At 72.8% G+C, this 16,732-nt stretch carries 16 protein-coding genes; 9 read left to right on the forward strand and 7 right to left on the reverse strand.

Going from position 1 to position 16,732, the window contains the following annotated elements:
* Positions 1-74 precede the first annotated feature (74 nt).
* The 4 genes from AB0G52_RS29875 to AB0G52_RS29890 all read left to right on the forward strand — a co-directional run bounded on the left by AB0G52_RS29875 (position 75) and on the right by AB0G52_RS29890 (position 6,060).
* Positions 75-1,763: a phospholipid carrier-dependent glycosyltransferase gene (locus AB0G52_RS29875; protein ID WP_361340517.1), complete on the forward strand. Its 1,689-nt coding sequence runs from the start codon at positions 75-77 to the stop codon at positions 1,761-1,763.
* Between the two features lie 132 nt (positions 1,764-1,895).
* A complete protein-coding gene (locus tag AB0G52_RS29880; protein WP_132893403.1) occupies positions 1,896-2,819 on the forward strand; it encodes a MurR/RpiR family transcriptional regulator in 924 nt (307 codons plus the stop codon).
* A gap of 409 nt (positions 2,820-3,228) precedes the next feature.
* Entirely contained in the window at positions 3,229-3,612 is a 384-nt protein-coding gene (locus AB0G52_RS29885; RefSeq protein WP_132893405.1) for a hypothetical protein, read from the forward strand.
* Positions 3,613-3,636: 24 nt separating this feature from the next.
* The gene (locus AB0G52_RS29890) at positions 3,637-6,060 is read left to right on the forward strand and encodes a SpoIIE family protein phosphatase (protein ID WP_361340407.1); all 2,424 of its coding nucleotides are present in this window, start codon (positions 3,637-3,639) and stop codon (positions 6,058-6,060) included.
* A 46-nt stretch (positions 6,061-6,106) separates the two neighbouring features.
* Here the strand turns inward: AB0G52_RS29890 and AB0G52_RS29895 are convergent, their stop codons facing one another.
* A complete protein-coding gene (locus tag AB0G52_RS29895) occupies positions 6,107-6,829 on the reverse strand; it encodes a peptidoglycan-binding protein (RefSeq protein WP_361340410.1) in 723 nt (240 codons plus the stop codon).
* A gap of 163 nt (positions 6,830-6,992) precedes the next feature.
* Here AB0G52_RS29895 and AB0G52_RS29900 point away from each other — a divergent pair, with 163 nt between their 5' ends.
* Together AB0G52_RS29900 and AB0G52_RS29905 are read left to right on the forward strand one after the other, a co-directional pair.
* A complete protein-coding gene (locus tag AB0G52_RS29900; RefSeq protein WP_132893409.1) occupies positions 6,993-7,736 on the forward strand; it encodes a TetR/AcrR family transcriptional regulator in 744 nt (247 codons plus the stop codon).
* Between the two features lie 184 nt (positions 7,737-7,920).
* On the forward strand, positions 7,921-8,343 hold the full coding sequence (locus AB0G52_RS29905) for a zinc ribbon domain-containing protein (RefSeq protein ID WP_132893410.1): 423 nt from the start codon (positions 7,921-7,923) through the stop codon (positions 8,341-8,343).
* Positions 8,344-8,376: 33 nt separating this feature from the next.
* Here AB0G52_RS29905 and AB0G52_RS29910 read toward each other — a convergent pair whose 3' ends face one another.
* Positions 8,377-8,772 (reverse strand): PPOX class F420-dependent oxidoreductase, encoded by a 396-nt coding sequence (locus AB0G52_RS29910; RefSeq protein ID WP_361340413.1) that lies wholly within the window; start codon positions 8,770-8,772, stop codon positions 8,377-8,379.
* 79 nt (positions 8,773-8,851) lie between these two features.
* Positions 8,852-10,042 (reverse strand): MalY/PatB family protein, encoded by a 1,191-nt coding sequence (locus AB0G52_RS29915; protein ID WP_361340415.1) that lies wholly within the window; start codon positions 10,040-10,042, stop codon positions 8,852-8,854.
* A 188-nt stretch (positions 10,043-10,230) separates the two neighbouring features.
* Here AB0G52_RS29915 and AB0G52_RS29920 point away from each other — a divergent pair, with 188 nt between their 5' ends.
* Positions 10,231-11,607, forward strand: coding sequence for an alpha-lytic protease prodomain-containing protein (locus AB0G52_RS29920; protein ID WP_132893416.1), 1,377 nt, complete (start codon positions 10,231-10,233; stop codon positions 11,605-11,607).
* 63 nt (positions 11,608-11,670) lie between these two features.
* Here the strand turns inward: AB0G52_RS29920 and AB0G52_RS29925 are convergent, their stop codons facing one another.
* Together AB0G52_RS29925 and AB0G52_RS29930 are read right to left on the reverse strand one after the other, a co-directional pair.
* Complete coding sequence (locus AB0G52_RS29925; protein WP_132893418.1) at positions 11,671-11,859, reverse strand: hypothetical protein; 189 nt, start codon at positions 11,857-11,859, stop codon at positions 11,671-11,673.
* A 99-nt stretch (positions 11,860-11,958) separates the two neighbouring features.
* Positions 11,959-13,104, reverse strand: coding sequence for an ROK family transcriptional regulator (locus tag AB0G52_RS29930; protein ID WP_361340419.1), 1,146 nt, complete (start codon positions 13,102-13,104; stop codon positions 11,959-11,961).
* Positions 13,105-13,245: 141 nt separating this feature from the next.
* Here AB0G52_RS29930 and AB0G52_RS29935 point away from each other — a divergent pair, with 141 nt between their 5' ends.
* Positions 13,246-14,445: a Gfo/Idh/MocA family oxidoreductase gene (locus AB0G52_RS29935; RefSeq protein ID WP_361340422.1), complete on the forward strand. Its 1,200-nt coding sequence runs from the start codon at positions 13,246-13,248 to the stop codon at positions 14,443-14,445.
* Between the two features lie 25 nt (positions 14,446-14,470).
* On the opposite strand, the gene AB0G52_RS29940 is transcribed toward AB0G52_RS29935, so the two are convergent.
* Both AB0G52_RS29940 and AB0G52_RS29945 read right to left on the reverse strand, forming a co-directional pair.
* A complete protein-coding gene (locus AB0G52_RS29940) occupies positions 14,471-15,166 on the reverse strand; it encodes a L,D-transpeptidase (protein WP_132893423.1) in 696 nt (231 codons plus the stop codon).
* A 140-nt stretch (positions 15,167-15,306) separates the two neighbouring features.
* On the reverse strand, positions 15,307-16,137 hold the full coding sequence (locus AB0G52_RS29945) for an SDR family NAD(P)-dependent oxidoreductase (protein WP_132893425.1): 831 nt from the start codon (positions 16,135-16,137) through the stop codon (positions 15,307-15,309).
* A gap of 50 nt (positions 16,138-16,187) precedes the next feature.
* Here AB0G52_RS29945 and AB0G52_RS29950 point away from each other — a divergent pair, with 50 nt between their 5' ends.
* Positions 16,188-16,721: a hypothetical protein gene (locus AB0G52_RS29950; protein ID WP_132893427.1), complete on the forward strand. Its 534-nt coding sequence runs from the start codon at positions 16,188-16,190 to the stop codon at positions 16,719-16,721.
* Positions 16,722-16,732 lie beyond the last annotated feature (11 nt).

A 16,732-nucleotide genomic window follows, 5' to 3' on the forward strand; every position in this document is an offset into this window, starting at 1 on the left:
AGCGGTGCGACAGTGGGGCCATGACGGCCCGTGATCGCTCCCGCCACCGCGGGCCCGGTGTCCCCGCGGGGCGGATGATGGCAAGCGAACAGCAGTCGGTGCTCGACCCCGACCTCCCCGTAGACCCCGGGCCCGGCCCGCGTCCCACCGCGGCGGCCCGGCTCACCGCCGCACTGCGCGCCCGCCGCCGCCTGCTGGTGCCGGTCCTGGTGGTGCTGCTGCTCGCCCAGATGGCGGCGGCGATGGTGACCACCGCCGTCCAGCAGACCCCCACCATCGACGAACCGGTCTACGTGGCCACCGCCGCCGACTACCTGCACGAGCACCGGCTGCGCTACAACCCGGAGCACCCGCCGCTCGGCAAGCTCGTCATCATGGCCGGCGTCGCGGTCGCGAACCCGCACTACGACCCCGCCCACCGGGGGGACCAGGGGCAGGTGGGACGGCACCTGCTGTACTCGTCGGGCAACGACCCCTGGCGGGTGATGCTCTGGGCCCGGCTGCCCGTGATCGCGCTGACGCTGCTGTTCGGTCTCGTGGTCCTCGCCTTCGCCCGCGAGCTCCTCGGCACCGCGGCCGGGCTGCTGGCCCTCGCGCTGTACTGCTTCTCCCCCGACCTGATCGCCCAGGGCTCGCTGGCCACCCTGGACGTGCCCGCGGCCGGGTTCGTGCTGACCTCGGCCTGGCTGGTGTGGCGGGCGCGGCACCGGCCCCGGCGGTACCTGCCGCTCGCCGGGGCCGCGCTGGGCGCCGCCGTGGCGACGAAGATGAGCGCGCTGCCCGCGGTCCCCGTCCTGGCGGCGCTGGCGGTGTTCTCGGTGTGGGGTCCGCGTCCCGGCCGCGCGCGGCGCGCCCTGACGGCCACGGCGGTCACCACGGTGACGGCGGTCGCCGTGGTGTGGCTGTCCTATCTGGCGGTCGACCCCCGGCTGCGTTTCCTGCCGGCCGCGCCCGTGCCGGCGGTGCACGGGCTGCGGGGCGCCCTGGTGGACCTGATGCCCTTCCCGACGGCCTACCGGGCGGGGATGCGGGTCCAGTTCGCCCTGGAGGACCAGCCCTGGCAGGGCTATCTCTTCGGGCACCTCTACACCGGCTCCCGCTGGTACTACCTGCCGGCCGCCCTGCTGGTGAAGACCCCGCTCGGCATGCTGGCGCTGTGGGCGGCCGGCGCCGTCGCGATGGTGGCGGTACGGCGGCTGCGGCCGGCCGCGCCGTACCTGCTGCTGCCGCCGGCGGTGCTGCTGGGCTCGGCGATGACCGGGTCACGTGACTTCGGGACGCGGTACGCGCTGTTCATGCCGATGTTCCTGGCGGTGGCCGGCGCCTCGGTGGTCGCGGCGCGGTGGCGCTGGTCGCGGCCGGCGGCCGGGGCGCTGGTGCTGTTCGTCGCGGTGAGTTCGCTGCGGACGTTCCCGTTCTACCTGCCGTACTCCAACGAGGCGTTCGGTGGCCCGGCGAAGACGCATCTGCGGCTGCACGACTCCAACGTGGACTGGGGCCAGGACCTGGGCAGGCTCGCCGACCGGCTGCGGGAACGCTACCGGGGGCAGCGCGTCTGGCTGGTCTACAAGGGCAGCGGTGTCCCGGCGTACTACGGCATCCACGCCGCCGATCCCCGCGAGGTGCCGCCCGGCGAGGTGCACGGGCTGCTGGTCGTCTCGGACTCGGCGGTCGCCAAGGCGCGGGGCCGGCTGGCCGAGTTGATCCACAGCAGCCGGGCGGTCGACGAGGTCGGCCACTCCATCACCGTCTACCGGCGGTGAGTCCCGCTCCCGGTGTCCCGTGCGCAGCGGGTGCGCTCGGCCGCCGGGACGGTTCGCTACGGCGCACAACCCCTGGTCACCACGGACCGTGAGCTATGTTGAGTCCTCGTGGGAGACAAAGGAGGCGCTTCGGTGCCATCGCCGCAGCAGGCACGCGCACAGGCATCCGCGATCACGTCGGGCAAGACCGTGCCGGAGGCGGAGGCCGCACCCACGTCCCAGCTCCGGGAACTCTTCGACGGCCCCCGGCTCTCCCCGGGGCAGCGGCGCATCGCCCAGTACCTGATCGACCACATCACCGAGGCGGCCTTCCTGTCGATCACCGACCTCGCCGAGCGGGCCGGGGTCAGCCAGCCGTCGGTGACGCGGTTCGCGGGCGCCGTCGGCTTCAACGGCTATCCCGCGCTGCGCGAGCGGCTCCAGTCGATCGCGCTGCGCACCCTGGCGGGCGGGACCGGGCCCACCACCGAGCACCGCAGCAACGAACTCCAGGCGGCCGTGGACGCCGAGATCGAGAACCTGGAGAACCTGCGCCGGGACTTCGCCGACCCGGACCGGGTGATCTGGATCGGCCGCGAGCTGTCCCGGTCGTCCCCGCTGACCGTGCTCGGCCTGCGCATCTCCGTCTCCCTTGCGGAGTACTTCGCCTACGCCGCGCGCCGTATCCATCCCGACGTACGGCTGGTGACCAGGGGCGGCAGCGTGGCCTACGACGCGCTGCTGCAGTCGCGCGAGGCGGGCGGCACCTGGGTGCTGGCGTTCGGCATGCCGCGGCACGCGCAGGAGACGCTCACCGCGATCCGGGTGGCGCGCACCGCGGGGCTGCGGGTCGCCCTGGTGACGGACCTCGCGCTCGGCGCGCTGGCCGACGAGGCCGACGTCACCTTCAGCACCGGTATCGGCTCCCGCCTGGTGTTCGACACCTACGCGGCGCCCGGCCTGATGGCCGCGGCGCTGCTGCAGGCCATGACCGACGCCGACCCCGAGCGCACCCAGGCACGCCTGGAGGAGTACGAGCGGGTCGCCGATGAGCATCAGTTCTTCCTCAAGGACTGAGTTCTCCCCCATCCGGTCACATGACGCGCCAAGGGGACTATTCACGGCATATCGCGCATGAATGTTTTCATACGTCTTGCAAACCGGATCGCATATATAAATACTGCTCAGGGATCACCCGGCACCCTCCGGGCCCGTTCCGCACCGAGGACGCACCGCTCGCACCCGCCCCGAGAAAGCCGACGGACCGCCCATGCGCACGCAGCACCATCCGCAGCGCCGGCGGCCGGCGTCCGGGGCCCTCGCACGGACATCCCAAGCCGCCGTCTCCTACCCGCGTCGGCGCCAGGGGTGTTCGAACGGGCATCGCCTGCGCGATTCGCCCGCGGCGGCTCCGGTCATCCCCTAGGCCGGAGCCGCCGAGAACTCCGTCGAAACCCCCCACGACGACGCCGCACACCCGGAAGCGATGATCATGACTCTGACGACGACCACGCGCCTCAGCCCCGACTGGCCCTGCCAGGTCAAGGCGCCGGGCAGCTACGACTGGGAGCGCTCCGCCGCCAAGTGGCTGCGGGAACTGGTCCCGGCACGCTACGCCAGCTACCCGGCCCTGATCCGCCACCCGGTGCTGCTCGCCCGGCACGCGCAGATCCAGGTCCAGCACGAGGTCCGGGTGGCGCGCACGGCGCTGCAGACGGCCCGGGCCGAACTGCCCCTGCTGGGCCTGCCCGAGTCGGTCATCGAGCACACCATCAAGCTGTACGCGGCGGAGGTCATGCAGCTCCAGCACATCGCGCGCAGCGTGCGGGCGGTCACCGAGGCACTGGTCGGACACAGCACGGGCCGCTGACCATTTCGGCCCAGGGACGTGCATATGCTTCCTGGATCCCCCACGGGTGTGATCGTAGGTGCCGTCCTGTGCGATGCTCGATCCGTGACGAGCGAGCACGCCCCAGCTGTGGACACCGGTGCCGTCGCCGAGCTGGCGGCGCTGGCCAAGGTCGTGTCCAGGCAGCGTGCCGAGCTGGACCGGCTGCGGGACTCGGTGGCCACCTCCGCGGTGCTGGAGCGGGCGAAGGGCGCGCTGATGGCCACCACGGGCTGCTCCCCCGACGCCGCCCACGAGGCGCTGGTGCAGCGGGCCGAGGTCGGCCACCGCACGCTGCTCGAGGAATGCTGGCTCACCCTCGGCGCCCTGGTGCCCAATGTGCCCACCGCGCCGGTCCCCGCCCCCGAACCGACGGCCCCGGCGCCCCGGGAGCCGCTCGCCGGGCCCGGCACCGCCGAGACGCTCGGCCGGATCGGCAAGGATCTCGTGCGCGTCGGTTCCCCGCGGGAGCTGGCCGGGACGCTGCTCGCGCACCTGGCACCGGGGCTCGGCGCCGACGCGGTGCTGCTGTACCGGCGACTGCCGACCCACGGCCTCGAACTCGTCGCCCACGCCGGGGTCGACCCGGCGCTGGCCGAGCTGTGGCACCAGGTGCCCCCGGTGAGCGGGATCGCCCCGCTGGAGGCGATCAAGACCGGTGAGCCGGTCTGGCTGGAACACTTCACGAAGGACCGCGAGGAGTTCCACCTCATCGGCGAACCGCACGCGCGCTGGCGGTCCCGGGCCTGGCTGCCGCTGACGGGCGGCGGCGGGACCGGCATGGCCCTCGGTGTGCTGCGCGCCCGCGACGCCGTCTTCGAGCCCGCCGAACGGGACCTGCTGCTGGCCGCCGTCCGGCTGTGCGCGGGCCGGCTCACCGCCCTCGGCACCTCGTCCGAGCCGGCCGTCCCGGCGTTCTCCCAGGCGGTGCAGACCGTCCTGGACGCCCTGCCCGGCGCGGTGGTTCTGCTGACCCCGCTGCGCTCGGCCACCGGTGAGGTGGAGGACTACCGCATCGACGCGGCCGCCCCCAACGCCGTCGACATCCTCGGCCGCGCGGGCCGGGAGATGATCGGCGCGCACATCCTGGAGAGCTACCCGTCCGTCGCGGGCGAGTCGCTGTGGCAGGGCTACCTGAAGGCACTCGGCGGGGAGCCGTACGAGGGCGAGCCGTTCGTCTACGAGGAGATCGTCGCCGGGGTGCCGCTGACGGCCACCTACTCCGTGCGCGCCGCACGCCTGGGCGACGGGCTGCTGGTGACCTGGCTGCGGCACGACACCGAGGAGCGGCAGGAGCAGCGGCTGGCGGACATGCAGCGGCTGGGCAATCTCGGCTGGGCCAACTGGAACCTGGTCACCCGGCAGGTCACCTGGTCCTCGCAGGTGTACACCATTCTGGGCCGTGACCCGGGGCGCGGTGCGGTCCCCCTGGACCTGCTGCCCGACCTGGTACTGCCCGAGGACGCCCACGCGCTGGCCCGGGCCGTCTCCGCACTCACCCGCACCGGCGCCCGGCTGGACGTCCCGTTCCGCATCAGGACCGGCAACGCGGTACGGCATCTGCGCGCCGTCGCCGAGGCGGTGACCTCCCCGGACGGCACCGTCGTCGAGGTGCACGGGTTCGTGCAGGACCTCACCGCGCAGCGCAGCGCCGAACTCGCCCTGGTGGACAGCGAGCGGGCGATCCTGGTGCAGCGCGGTGTCCTGGACGCCGAACGGGCGCTGGCCGCACGGCTCCAGCACGCGCTGCTGCCGCTGCCCAGCAAGCCGGTGCGGCTGTGCGGGCTGCGCGTCGAGGTCGCCTACCTGCCCGCCCAGGCGGGCGTCCACGTCGGCGGCGACTGGTTCAGCGCCATCGAACTGCCCGACGACGCCGCGCTGTTCGTCGTCGGTGACGTGGCGGGGCACGGCGTGGACGCGGTCGCGACGATGGCCCAGCTCCGGTTCACCGCCAAGGGCATGGTGTCCACCGGCTCCTCGCTGACCGGTGCGCTCGCGCGCCTCAACTTCCTGCTCCTGCACTCGCGCGACAGCCAGTCCACCGCCACCCTGATCCTGGCCCGGTACGAGCCCGCCGACCGCCGTCTCGTCTGGGCGCAGGCGGGGCACCTCCCGCCCCTGCTGGTGCGCGGGGGCGAGGTGCACCGGCTCGACCGCCCGAACGGCATGCTGCTGGGGGCCTGCGCGGAGCCGTTCTACGAGTCCGCCGAGTTCCGGCTGGAGCCCGGCGACCGGCTGCTGATGTACACGGACGGCCTGGTGGAGCGGCCCGGCGAGGACATCGACGCGGGCCTGAACCGGCTGGCCGAGGCCGTCCGCACCGCGGCACCCGACTCCCTGTCCGCCGTGCTCGACGCGATGCTGGAGGGCGAACGACGGGACGACGTCTGCGTGCTGGACATCCGGGTGCCGCCTGCGGACGAGGAGTGACGGCGGCGGGTCCGGTCCCGGCGGCGGTTCGCGTGCGGGCACCGGGTCAGCCGCCGGTGCCGGTGAGGGTGGTCCGGGACTCCAGGGCGCGGCGGGTGTCGTCGCCGTAGACGCCGCGTTCGTCGCCGCTGATGCCGTACCAGATCTGGAAGCGCTCCACGGCGGCGGTGAGGGCCGTGTCGTAGGTCCCGGCGGTGGAGCCGTCGCGGTAGACGTCCGGGATGCGCAGCAGACGCTGCTCCAGTTCGACGACCTCGGGGCCGGTGTCGCCCTGGCGGAGGGTGCCGGGGCCGTCGGGGTCTTCGGTGGTGTCCGAGGCCGGTTCGGTGGTGGCCGGTGCCGTCGTGGCGGAGGCGGTCGGCTGGGCGGCGGCCGCCGTGCCCTCGCGGCCGGGCAGCAGGAGCGCGCAGCCGAAGCCGACCAGGGCGGCCGCGCCGACGGCGACCACCACGGCGGCCCTGCGCAGCCCCGGTCCGAAGCCGAAGGAGCGGGAGGGTCCGCCGTCACGGCCGTGGTGGCGGCCGTCGGTGACCGGGGGCAGTTCCTGGGTCTCGTCCTCCGCCTCGCGCCCGGGAGAGGAGTCGAAGGCCTCGAACCCCGGCGGGCCCTGGACCCCCCGCGCCGTCCGCGCCTTCTCGTCGGCCTCCGCCTCCTCGCGGATCTCCCGCATCAGCTCCGCGAGGGCGTCCAGCCGGCGGGGGCGCAGCACCCGTACCGGTTCCAGCACCGGTCCGCTGCGCGCCTGTTCAGGGTCGGGCGGTGTCGACACACTGCTCTCCTTCCACGTGCGGTGCGCACGGGTGTCCGCGATCCCCGAGAACACATACGGGGCGACCGGCTCACCGGTTCAGCCGACGCTCGCAGTGCACTCAGTTCCCCGAAACACGTGCACTGAGTGCCACCAAGGCGGCCGGAATGCTACGTTCGCGTCCATGAGCTCCAGCAGCGTGGCACCGCCCGCCAAGCCGCCCATGCGGGACGCCCTGGTCGCGGCGGCCTTCCGGCTCTTCCTGGAACGCGGCTACGAGCAGACGACCGTCGACGACATCGTCTCCCTCGCCGGGGTCGGACGCCGCTCGTTCTTCCGCTACTTCCCGTCCAAGGAGGACGTGGTCTTCCCCGACCACGAGGGGTGTCTGGCCGACATGACCGCCTTCCTGGCGGCGAGCGACCCGGAGACCGAGCCGGTGCGGCGGGTGTGCGACGCGGCCCGGATGGTGCTGCGGATGTACGCGGAGAACCCCACGTTCTCCGTGCAGCGCTACCGGCTCACCAAACAGGTCCCCGGGCTGCGCGCCTACGAGCTGTCGGTGGTGTGGCGCTACGAGCGCGCCCTGGCCGCGTATCTGCGCGCCCGCTACGCGGGCCGGCCGGACGGCACGCTGCGGGCGGACGTCGTCGCGGCGGCGGTGGTCGCGGCGCACAACAACGCGCTCCGCTCGTGGCTGCGTTCGGACGGACAGGGCGACGCGGGCGAGACGGTGGACCACGCCCTCGGGTACGTGCAGGCCGCGTTCGGCACCGAGGACGGCGCCGCCGCTCCCGGCGGGACGGCGGGAGCGCTGTTCGGCGGGCCCGGGGAGCACCCGGACGACGTGGTCGTCCTCGTCTCGCGGCGCGACGCCCCGCTGTGGCGGGTGGTGCAGGAGATCGAGACCGCATTCGGCCGCGCCTGACCCGGATCGCCCCCCTGTCTTCGGACCGGTCCCAAGATAGGGGTACCCAGTACCTTTACCGTTGGCACTGAGTGCCATACGCTGTCGGCGTGCACGGTGGCACTCCGAACCGGGCACAGGCGCGCCCGGCTCGGGCCGGTGCGCGGGACACCGCATTCCGGGCGAGCGCAGGGAGTTGACCAGCGTGTACCACCACTCGGCGAGCGCCGCACAGTCGGCGGTCGGATTCGCGACGAGCGTTCTCGATCCCGCCCCCGCGGACCACTCCAAGGACGCCATCGTCTTCCAGCGCTGCACCTGGTGCGGTACCGCGATGTACCACCGGCTGCTGTGTCCGGTGTGTCAGGGCAGCGACCTGCGCACGGAGCGCAGCGAGGGCATCGGCACCGTCCGCCACTCGACGGTGGTGCACCGCAACACGCCCGCCGCGCGCAACGTCTCGCTGATCGAGATGGCCGAGGGCTTCGTCGTACGCGGCCGGGTCATGGGACATCCGATCGGCATCCACAGCGGCGACCGCGTCAAGCTCTCCACCACCAGGGACCCGGTGCGGGGCGAGCCGGTCTTCCAGCTCCTCGACGAGCCGTACCGGGGCGCCTGGAGCTGACCGGAACTCCGGTCGGATCCGGTGCCCGGCGGCTCAGGACGTCAGCGTCAGCCGGATGCCCACGGTGCCGTCCCGGCCGCGCCGCAGCCTGCTGCCGAGAAGCGTGAGACGGCCGGTGATGCCGTACTTGCGGGCGACGAGGTCGCGGTAGCGGGCGGTGGTGGCCGGGTCGGCGAGCTCGGCGGTGGCCGGGACCGGGTCGCCGGTCGGGCGGCCCCGCACGTCACAGGGGCCGACCCGGACGTCGGGGCGGCGGCGGATCCGCTTGACCTTCCAGCTGTCGGCGGCCGTCCAGACACCGAGGGTGTCCCCGTCCCGCACCACCCACACCGGGGTGGGGACGGGTGTGCCGTCCTTGCGGTAGCTGGTGACCAGCAGGTACTTCCCGGCGCCGAGCCGGTCGAGGGCCGTCCCGGTGGTGTCGTCCATGCCGGAAGTCTAGGGGCCCGCACGATGCCTCCGCCGGCCGGCGGTCCCGCGGGCGGCCGGTCGCGTGGGGGGGGTGGCGTCAGGGCGGTGTCGGGGTCCGGCCGAGGGCCGCGGCCATGCGGTGCACCGCCTCCGTGAGCACCTCCGGTGAGGTGGCCAGGTTGAGCCGTACGTGCCCGGCGCCGCCCGTCCCGAAGGGGATCCCGGAGTTGACGGCGACCCTGCCGCGCTCCAGGAACGTCTCGGCCGGGTCGTCGCCCAGCCCGAGGGCGCGGCAGTCGAGCCAGGCCAGGTAGGTGGCCTCGGCGGGCCGGTACCCGATCTCCGGGATGTGCCGGTCCAGCAGTGCGGCCAGCAGCCGCCGGTTCTCGTCGAGACCCGCGAGCAGCGCGTCCAGCCAGGCGGTGCCGTCGGTCAGCGCGGCCGTGTGGGCGAGGACGCCGACGTGGCTCGGGCCGTGGCTCACCTCCTCCGGCAGCCGGGCGAGGTCGGCCGCGGCCCCGGGGCCCGCCACGGCGAGCGCGGCCTTGAGTCCCGCCAGGTTCCAGGCCTTGGACGCCGACATCAGCGACAGCCCGCGCTCCGCGCCCGGCACGCTCAGGTACGGCACGAAGCCGACGCCCGGGGCGGTCAGCGGGGCGTGGATCTCGTCGGCGACGACCCGCACCCCGTACCGCTCCGCGAGGTCGGTGACGGCGGTGAGCTCCTCGGCGGTGTGCACGGTGCCGGTCGGGTTGTGGGGGCTGCAGAGCAGATAGGCGGCCCGGCCGCCGCCGAGCCCCTGGAACACGGCCCGCAGGACGTCCGTGTCGATGCGCCCGTCGGGGCCGAGCGGAGCCTCCACCACCCGCCGGTCCAGATGCCCGACGAACTGGTAGAACGGCGGGTAGACGGGCGAGTTGACCACGACCGGGTCACCGGGCCCGGTCACCAGCTTGAGCATCTCGACGACCCCGAGCATCACGTCGGGGACGATCGCGGTGCGGGTCACGTCGAGCCCGTCGAAGCCCCAGCGCTTTGCGGCGAACGCGGTCAGCGCCTCGGCGTAGGCGGTGCCCGCGGGATAACCGGTGTCCCCGGTCTCCATCGCGTCGTTGACCGCGCGGACCACCGGTCCGGCCAGCGGCACGTCCATCTCGGCCACCCACACCGGGAGCACGTCCTGCGGGTAGGTGCGCCACTTCATGCTGGTACGACGTCGCAACCGGTCGAGGGTGAGGGCGCGCAAGGGGTTCGGTTCGCCCGGCTTCTCCTGCGGTGTGCTGGTCATGAGGTCACGATAGGCGGCCGCGGCCGGCCCCGGAACAAGGCGGACGGTCACGTCGCACCCCACCGGATCGTAAAGATCACCACTCTCGTGAACGCCCGTGCGGCGCAACTCGTATGAAGAGCCGGGCGCTCGACGACCGGAGGGCCCCGCGGTGTCGGCACCGCGCGTTCGGGGTTCGGGAGCCATGGATGAGGCACGCACGACGACGGGTCGTCCGGCGGGGTACACAGCTGGCGGCGGTCGGCGGACTCCTTCTGGGAGGCGCGATGGTCACGACGGCCATGGCGAGCGAGACTCCCGGCACGTCCGCCGTCCCGTTCAGCTCGGCCACGCAGACCGGTGACACCGGTGCCGCGCTGGTGGCGAAGCTCGGCACGGCCCGCACCGCGGGCAGCTGGATCGGCGCCGACGGCAAGCCGGTGGTCGCGGTCACCGACGAGCGGGCCGCGGCCGCGGTGAAGCGGGCGGGCGCCGAGCCCAGGATGGTCGCGCACAGCATGAACGAGCTGAAGGCGGCCACCGCCACGCTGCGCGCCGCACCCCGGGTGGCCGGGACCGCGTGGGCGGTGGACTACCGGACCAACCGGGTGGTGGTGGAGGCCGACAGCACGGTCTCCGCCTCCGACTGGTCGGACCTGAGCCGGGTCGCGGCGGGCATCGGCAGTTATGTGCGGATGCAGCGCTCTCCGGGCACGTTCACCCCCCGGCTCAACGGGGCGCAGCCGATCCTGTCGACGGGCGGCCGGTGTTCGGCAGGGTTCAACGTCACCAACGGGACGACCGACTTCATCCTCACCGCGGGACACTGCGGCCCCGCCAACACCGTCTGGTTCGACGAGGGCCAGGGCGGCAACGAACAGCTGGGCACCACGATCAACACGCAGTTCCCCGGCAACGACTTCTCGCTGATCCAGTACGCGAACGGGAAGGCCGGCGACAACGCCGACGTGGTCGCGATCGGCAACGGCCAGGGGGTGCACATCACCGGGGCCGCCGACGCGACGGTCGGGCAGAAGGTGTTCCGCAGCGGCAGCACCAGCGGTCTGCACGACGGCACGGTGACCGCGCTCAACGCGACCGTCAACTATCCGGAGGGCACGGTCACCGGGCTCATCCAGACCAACGTGTGCGCCGAACCGGGCGACAGCGGCGGGCCGTTGTTCTCCGACGGGATCGCGCTGGGGATGACCTCGGGCGGCAGCGGCGACTGCACGACGGGCGGGGTGACGTTCTTCCAGCCGGTGACACGGGCGATGGCCGCGCTGAACGTCCAGCTGATCGTCTCGAAGCAGGCCGCGGCCGGGGCACAGGGCGCCTCGGCCGCGCCGTCCACCTCGGCCACCCACAGCACGATCGCGCCGAGCGCGGCCTCGCCCGGCTCGGCCGCGCCGGTCGGCACCTCGCAGGACACCAGCCTGGCCGCCCGGCTCACCGACACCCGCAACGTCGGTCCTGGCCTGCTGGTGATCGGGGGCAGTCTGATCGCCCTCGTGGGGACCCGCTTCTTCCGCGCGGAGCAGGAACGCAAGGCGTACCAGCGCTACTACTCGGCGACGTGGGGCTGACGGAGGCGAGGGGGGAGACCGCGAGAAGGGCACCCGGTCGGTGCGGGTGCCCGGGAGCGTCGGTCAGGCCGCCTGGTCCGGCTGCTGCGGGGCCGCCGCCGCCCATTCGAGGACGAGCCGCTGGTACTCCGCGCGCTGCTCGGTGCTCAGTGTCCCGCCCGACCGGAGCCACAGGGCCCGGATCTCCTCGTTGACCTCGTCGGCCGATCGCTCGGTGACGGCTTCAACAGTGGTGGACATGGTGTGAAGCATATGCCGCTCCACGTGAAGGCGCCGTGAGTAAGTACGATCGATACGGACATATCGGACCGTGTTACTCATCACGTCAACGTGTAAAGCAGACGCAGCAGTTCAGCCCCCGGTCCCGCCGAGCACCAGCACCTGGATCGCCAGCACGGCGGCGCCCCGCGCCCAGTCGTGGAAGTCGGAGACCTTGGTCTCCAGGCGGATCGGGGCGGCCAGGGGATGCCGGTGGGCGCGCACGGCGTCCCACACCGTGTCCCCGGCCACATCCATCAGGCCGACCCCCTCCCCGGCGAGCAGGATCTTCTGCGGCATGGCGAAGTTGGAGATCTGGGCGAGCAGGGTGCCCAGCGCCCGGCCGGCCTCGCCGATCACCCGTGCGGCCATCGGCTCCCCCGCGGCGGCACCGGCCAGGATCTCCTCGTAGGACGCGTCACGGCCGGTGGCGGCCCGCACCTGGTAGCGGATGCTGGGGACGGTGAGCAGGGACACGGCGCTGCCGCGCTCGCCCTGCGGGGTGAGCGGGCCCCGCGGGTCGATGATCCAGTGCAGGCCGAAGCCGCGGTCCTCCTCGGCGTACGGGACCCGCCTGCCGCCGAGCACCAGGCCGTAGCCGATCCCGGCGCCGATGGTCAGAACGACGAAACGGTCGAGTCCGCGGCCGGCGCCGAACCAGGTCTCGGCCTCCACCAGGGCGGCCACGTCGTTCTCCACGACGACCGGCAGCCCGGTACGCCGCCGCACCAGTTCGGCGAGCGGGACGTCACGCCACCGCAGGTACGGCGACTCACCGACCACCGCGTGCGCCCGCACGAATCCGCCGACGCCGATGCCGACGCCCGCCACGGCGGGGTGCCGGCCGGCCAGCTCGGCGGTCATCGCGGCCACCAGGTCGGCGACGTACTCGGGATCGCGGCCGGCGAGGGGCCGGTCGAGGCGGGCCACGATGTCGCTCCTGAGGTCGGTGACGACTCCGTAGACCATCTCCTCGGTGATCTTGAAGCCGAGGAACGAGCGGGACCCGGCGACCACGTCGAGCGGCTGCGAGGGACGGCCCTGGCGCGCCTCCGGGGCGCCCGCCCAGGGAGCTTCGACGAGCAGGCCGGACTCGATGAGCGGCTTGGTGAGACGGGTGAGGCTGCCCTGCGACAGGTTCAGCCGGCGAGCCAGTTCGGTGCGCGACAGCGGCCCGTGGACGAGCACCTCGATCGCCACGGAACGCTCCGCGGAGCTCAGCGGCAGCCAGTCGGTCACGGCACCCCTTTTCTTCCGGCACTGAAGTAACCTGGCCACCCTACTGTGCGCCGGGTGCGCCGGAGAAGCGCCCGCCTGCCACCTTTCCTACTTCCCTCCGCCCCTTGACGGAGAGATTCTTCCGCAGCAAAAGTAACCGGCATGACTTTCTCACTCGGCATAGTCGGTGCCGGCCAGTTCTCCGGCCAGTTCGCCACGCTGTTCCAGGCCCATCCCGGCGTCGGCGACGTGTACGTCACCGACCTGCTGCCCGAGCGGGCGGAACAGCTCGCCGCCGCCCAGAACCTGGCCGGCACCTTCCCCTCGTACGAGGCCATGCTGGAGTCCGGCGTCGACGCGGTCGCGATCTTCACGCAGCGCTGGACACACGGCCCGCTGGTCCTGCAGGGCCTGAACGCGGGCAAGCACGTGTACTCGGCGGTCCCGATGGCCGTCACGACGGAGGAGATCGCGGCGATCATCGACGCGGTCAAGGCCACCGGACTGACGTACATGATGGGCGAGACCAGCCAGTACAACCCGGCGACCGTGCACGCCCGCAACCAGATCGCCAAGGGCGCCTTCGGGCGGCTGTTCTACGCCGAGGGCGACTACGTCCACGACATGGACCTCGGCTTCTACGACGCGTACCGCTACAGCGGCGGCGAGAACTGGAAGGCGACCGCCAGCTATCCCCCGCTGCTGTACCCGACGCACGCGGTGGGCGGGGTGCTCGGCGCCTGGGGGACCCACGCGGTGAGCGTGTCCGCGATCGGCGTGGTGGACGAGCGCGGGGACGGCGTCTTCGACAAGGACGTCAGCCAGTTCGGCAACGACGTGTCCAACGCCACCGCGCTGTTCGAGGTCGCGGGCGGCGGCTCGTTCCGTACGAACGAGTTCCGGCGGGTGGGCTACCCGTCCCACATCCGCGAATCGCGCTTCCGCTTCTTCGGCACCGAGGCCAGCATGGAGCAGCTGGCGACGGTCGCCCTGTGGCAGGACAAGAAGGGCGTGCAGGACATCAGCGAGCTCCTCGAGCCCAAGCCGACCATGTCCCCGGACGACCCTTCGCTCCAGCACATCGCGCCGGAGCTGCGGGCGGCCTTCACCTCGGGGTCGGCTCCGGTGCACGACCGGTCGCGGCTGCCGCGCGAGTTCGACGCGCTGCACAACGGGCACGAGGGCAGCCACCACTTCCTGGTCGACGACTTCGTGACGGCCGTGAACTCGCGCACCCTGCCGTCGGTCAACGCGTGGGTGGCCGCCCGCTACACCCTGCCGGGCATCATCGCGCACGAGTCCGCGCGGCAGGGCGGGGCCAGGCTGGACATCCCGGACTTCGGGGACGCCCCGGAGAGCTGAGCCCCCCGGGACGGGCCGGGTGCCGTCAGGTGCCCGGCTTGCGGCCGTAGACGAAGACGTCGTCGCCGGTCTTCAGCAGCGACCAGTACTTCTTGGCGACGGTGGGGGTCATGTTGACGCAGCCGTGCGAGCCCGGCGGGTTCCACATGCTGAGGTTCACCGAGTGGAAGGCCTGACCGCCGTCGAAGAACTGGCTGTAGGGCATCGGCACGTTGTAGACGGACGAGACGTGGTCGATGTCACGCCAGTAGATCTTCTTCAGGCCGGTGCGGGTCACGAAGCCCTTGCGGCCGGTGCGGACCGGGACGGGACCGTACACCAGCTTGCCGCCGTCCTGGATCCAGCTCAGCTGGAGGCTGAGGTCGACACAGGCGATGCGGCCCTTGTTCGTGGGGCACTTGCCGTCCCTGTTGGGTTTGTTCCCCACGGCCTTCTGCTTGTTCATCAGGTCCATCACTCCCCAGGTGACGGAACCCGCGTAGCCCACGGCAGGCGTGATGCCGTGTTTGTTCTGGAATGCCTGGATCGCCTTGCAGTCGGCGGTGGACTGCCTGCCGTCGACCGGGCGGCCGAGGAACTTCTCCACCTGCTTCTGGTAGGGCCCCGCCTGCGTGGTGCAGCTCGCGGCCTGCGCCGGTGCTGCGGAGAAGGCGAGCGCGAGCGGCGCGACGAGCCCGGTGAGCCCGACCGCTACGGCGCTTCTTCTGCGTATGTCCCCCATGCGAAGTACGTCTCCTTCCTGTGTCCTGCTGCCTCGTCGCCCTAGACCATCCGATCCACGGCATTGGTTGTAGCCCGGGCCTGCCTGTGACGAAACGGTGAACTTCGGTACCGGGGTCCCGCCGGCTCGGCCGGGCCACGCTACTGCGCTCCACCGCGGCGGGGCACGGCGGATCCCCCGGTGCGGTGCGGTCGCAGGGCCGCGTGGAAGCCCGTGTGCACCGCGGTGAGACCGCCGTCGACGCGCAGGGTCGTGCCGGTGATCCAGGCGGCGTCCCGGGAGGCCAGGAAGGCGACGGCGGCGGCGATGTCCGCCGGTTCGCCGACCCGGCCCAACGGGTAGAGCGGGGTGACGGCGGCGAGTTCGTCGTCCCGTCCCGCCCAGGCGGAGGTGCGGACCGTGCCCGGCTCCACCAGGTTGACCCGGACCCCGCGGGCGGCCGCGTGACCGGCGAGGGTGCGGGTCAGCGAGACGAGGGCCGCCTTGGCCGCGCTGTAGGCGTGGTTGCCGAAGTCGGCCGCGGCGTTGACGGAGCCGATGCTCACGATCGCGCCCCGGCCGGAGGCGGCGAGGTGCGGGAGGGCGGCGCGGCAGCAGCGGTGGACGCCGGCGAGGGTGATGTCGAGGTCGAGGTCCCACGCGTCGTCCGGCTGGTCCTCGTAGAGCGGGAGGTCGGGGGTGCAGTGCGCGGCGCTGTTCACGAGGACGTCGAGTCCGCCGAAGGAGGTGACGGCCCGCTCGACGGCCGCTTCCACCGAGTTCCGGTCGGCCACGTCGCAGGCGCACGCCTCCGCCGCGAGCCCCCGGTCCCGCAGTCCGGCCGCCGTCCGCTCCGCCTCGGGCAGGTCCCGGTCGGTCAGCAGCACCCGGCCGCCCTCCTCGGCCAGCCGCCGGGCGACGGCAGCGCCGATGCCACGGGCCGCGCCCGTGACGAGGATCCGGTGTCCGGCGAAGCGAGGGAGTCCGGTCATGGCAACGACGGTACGGGCGCGAGGATCAACAGGACAGATAACGTGCGCACATGTCCGCCTTCTTGCAGCAACTCCCGGCTCTCATAGGCGTCGTGATCGGCGCGCTCGGTTCGTATCTCGCCGTGGTCCGGGGTGACCGGGCACGGTTCCGACTTGAGCAGGAGGCACGCTGGGACGAGCGCCGGCTGACCGTGTACAGCGAATACGCGCGGGCGCTCAAGAGATCGGTGAATCTCACGTACCGCGTCGCCGCCCACCTCGGCAACGACCCCCATCCGCACCCGATGTCCCCGGCCGAGGCCGAGCCGCTGCTGGCGGAGGCCACCGACGGGCGCGACCCGGCCGGGGAGGCGCTGATCATGCTGGGCAGCCCGGCCGTGGTGGAGCGGGCCCGGGAGTGGGTGACCACGGTGATGGAGATGGAGAGGTTCATGCGGTCGGGGACGGTCGACCCGGACGCCTGGCAGCACCTGCTGGAGCGTCAGCGGGCCGGCCGCGAGGGGTACTACGGCGCGGTGCGGAAGGACCTCGCGCTGCCGCCCGGGCACCCGGCGCGCTGGCCGACCCGGACGACGACCGCCTGACCGGGTCGCCT

Origin of the sequence: Streptomyces sp. NPDC021562, from assembly GCF_040640875.1 — a bacterium.
Classification (GTDB): Bacteria; Actinomycetota; Actinomycetes; order Streptomycetales; family Streptomycetaceae; genus Streptomyces.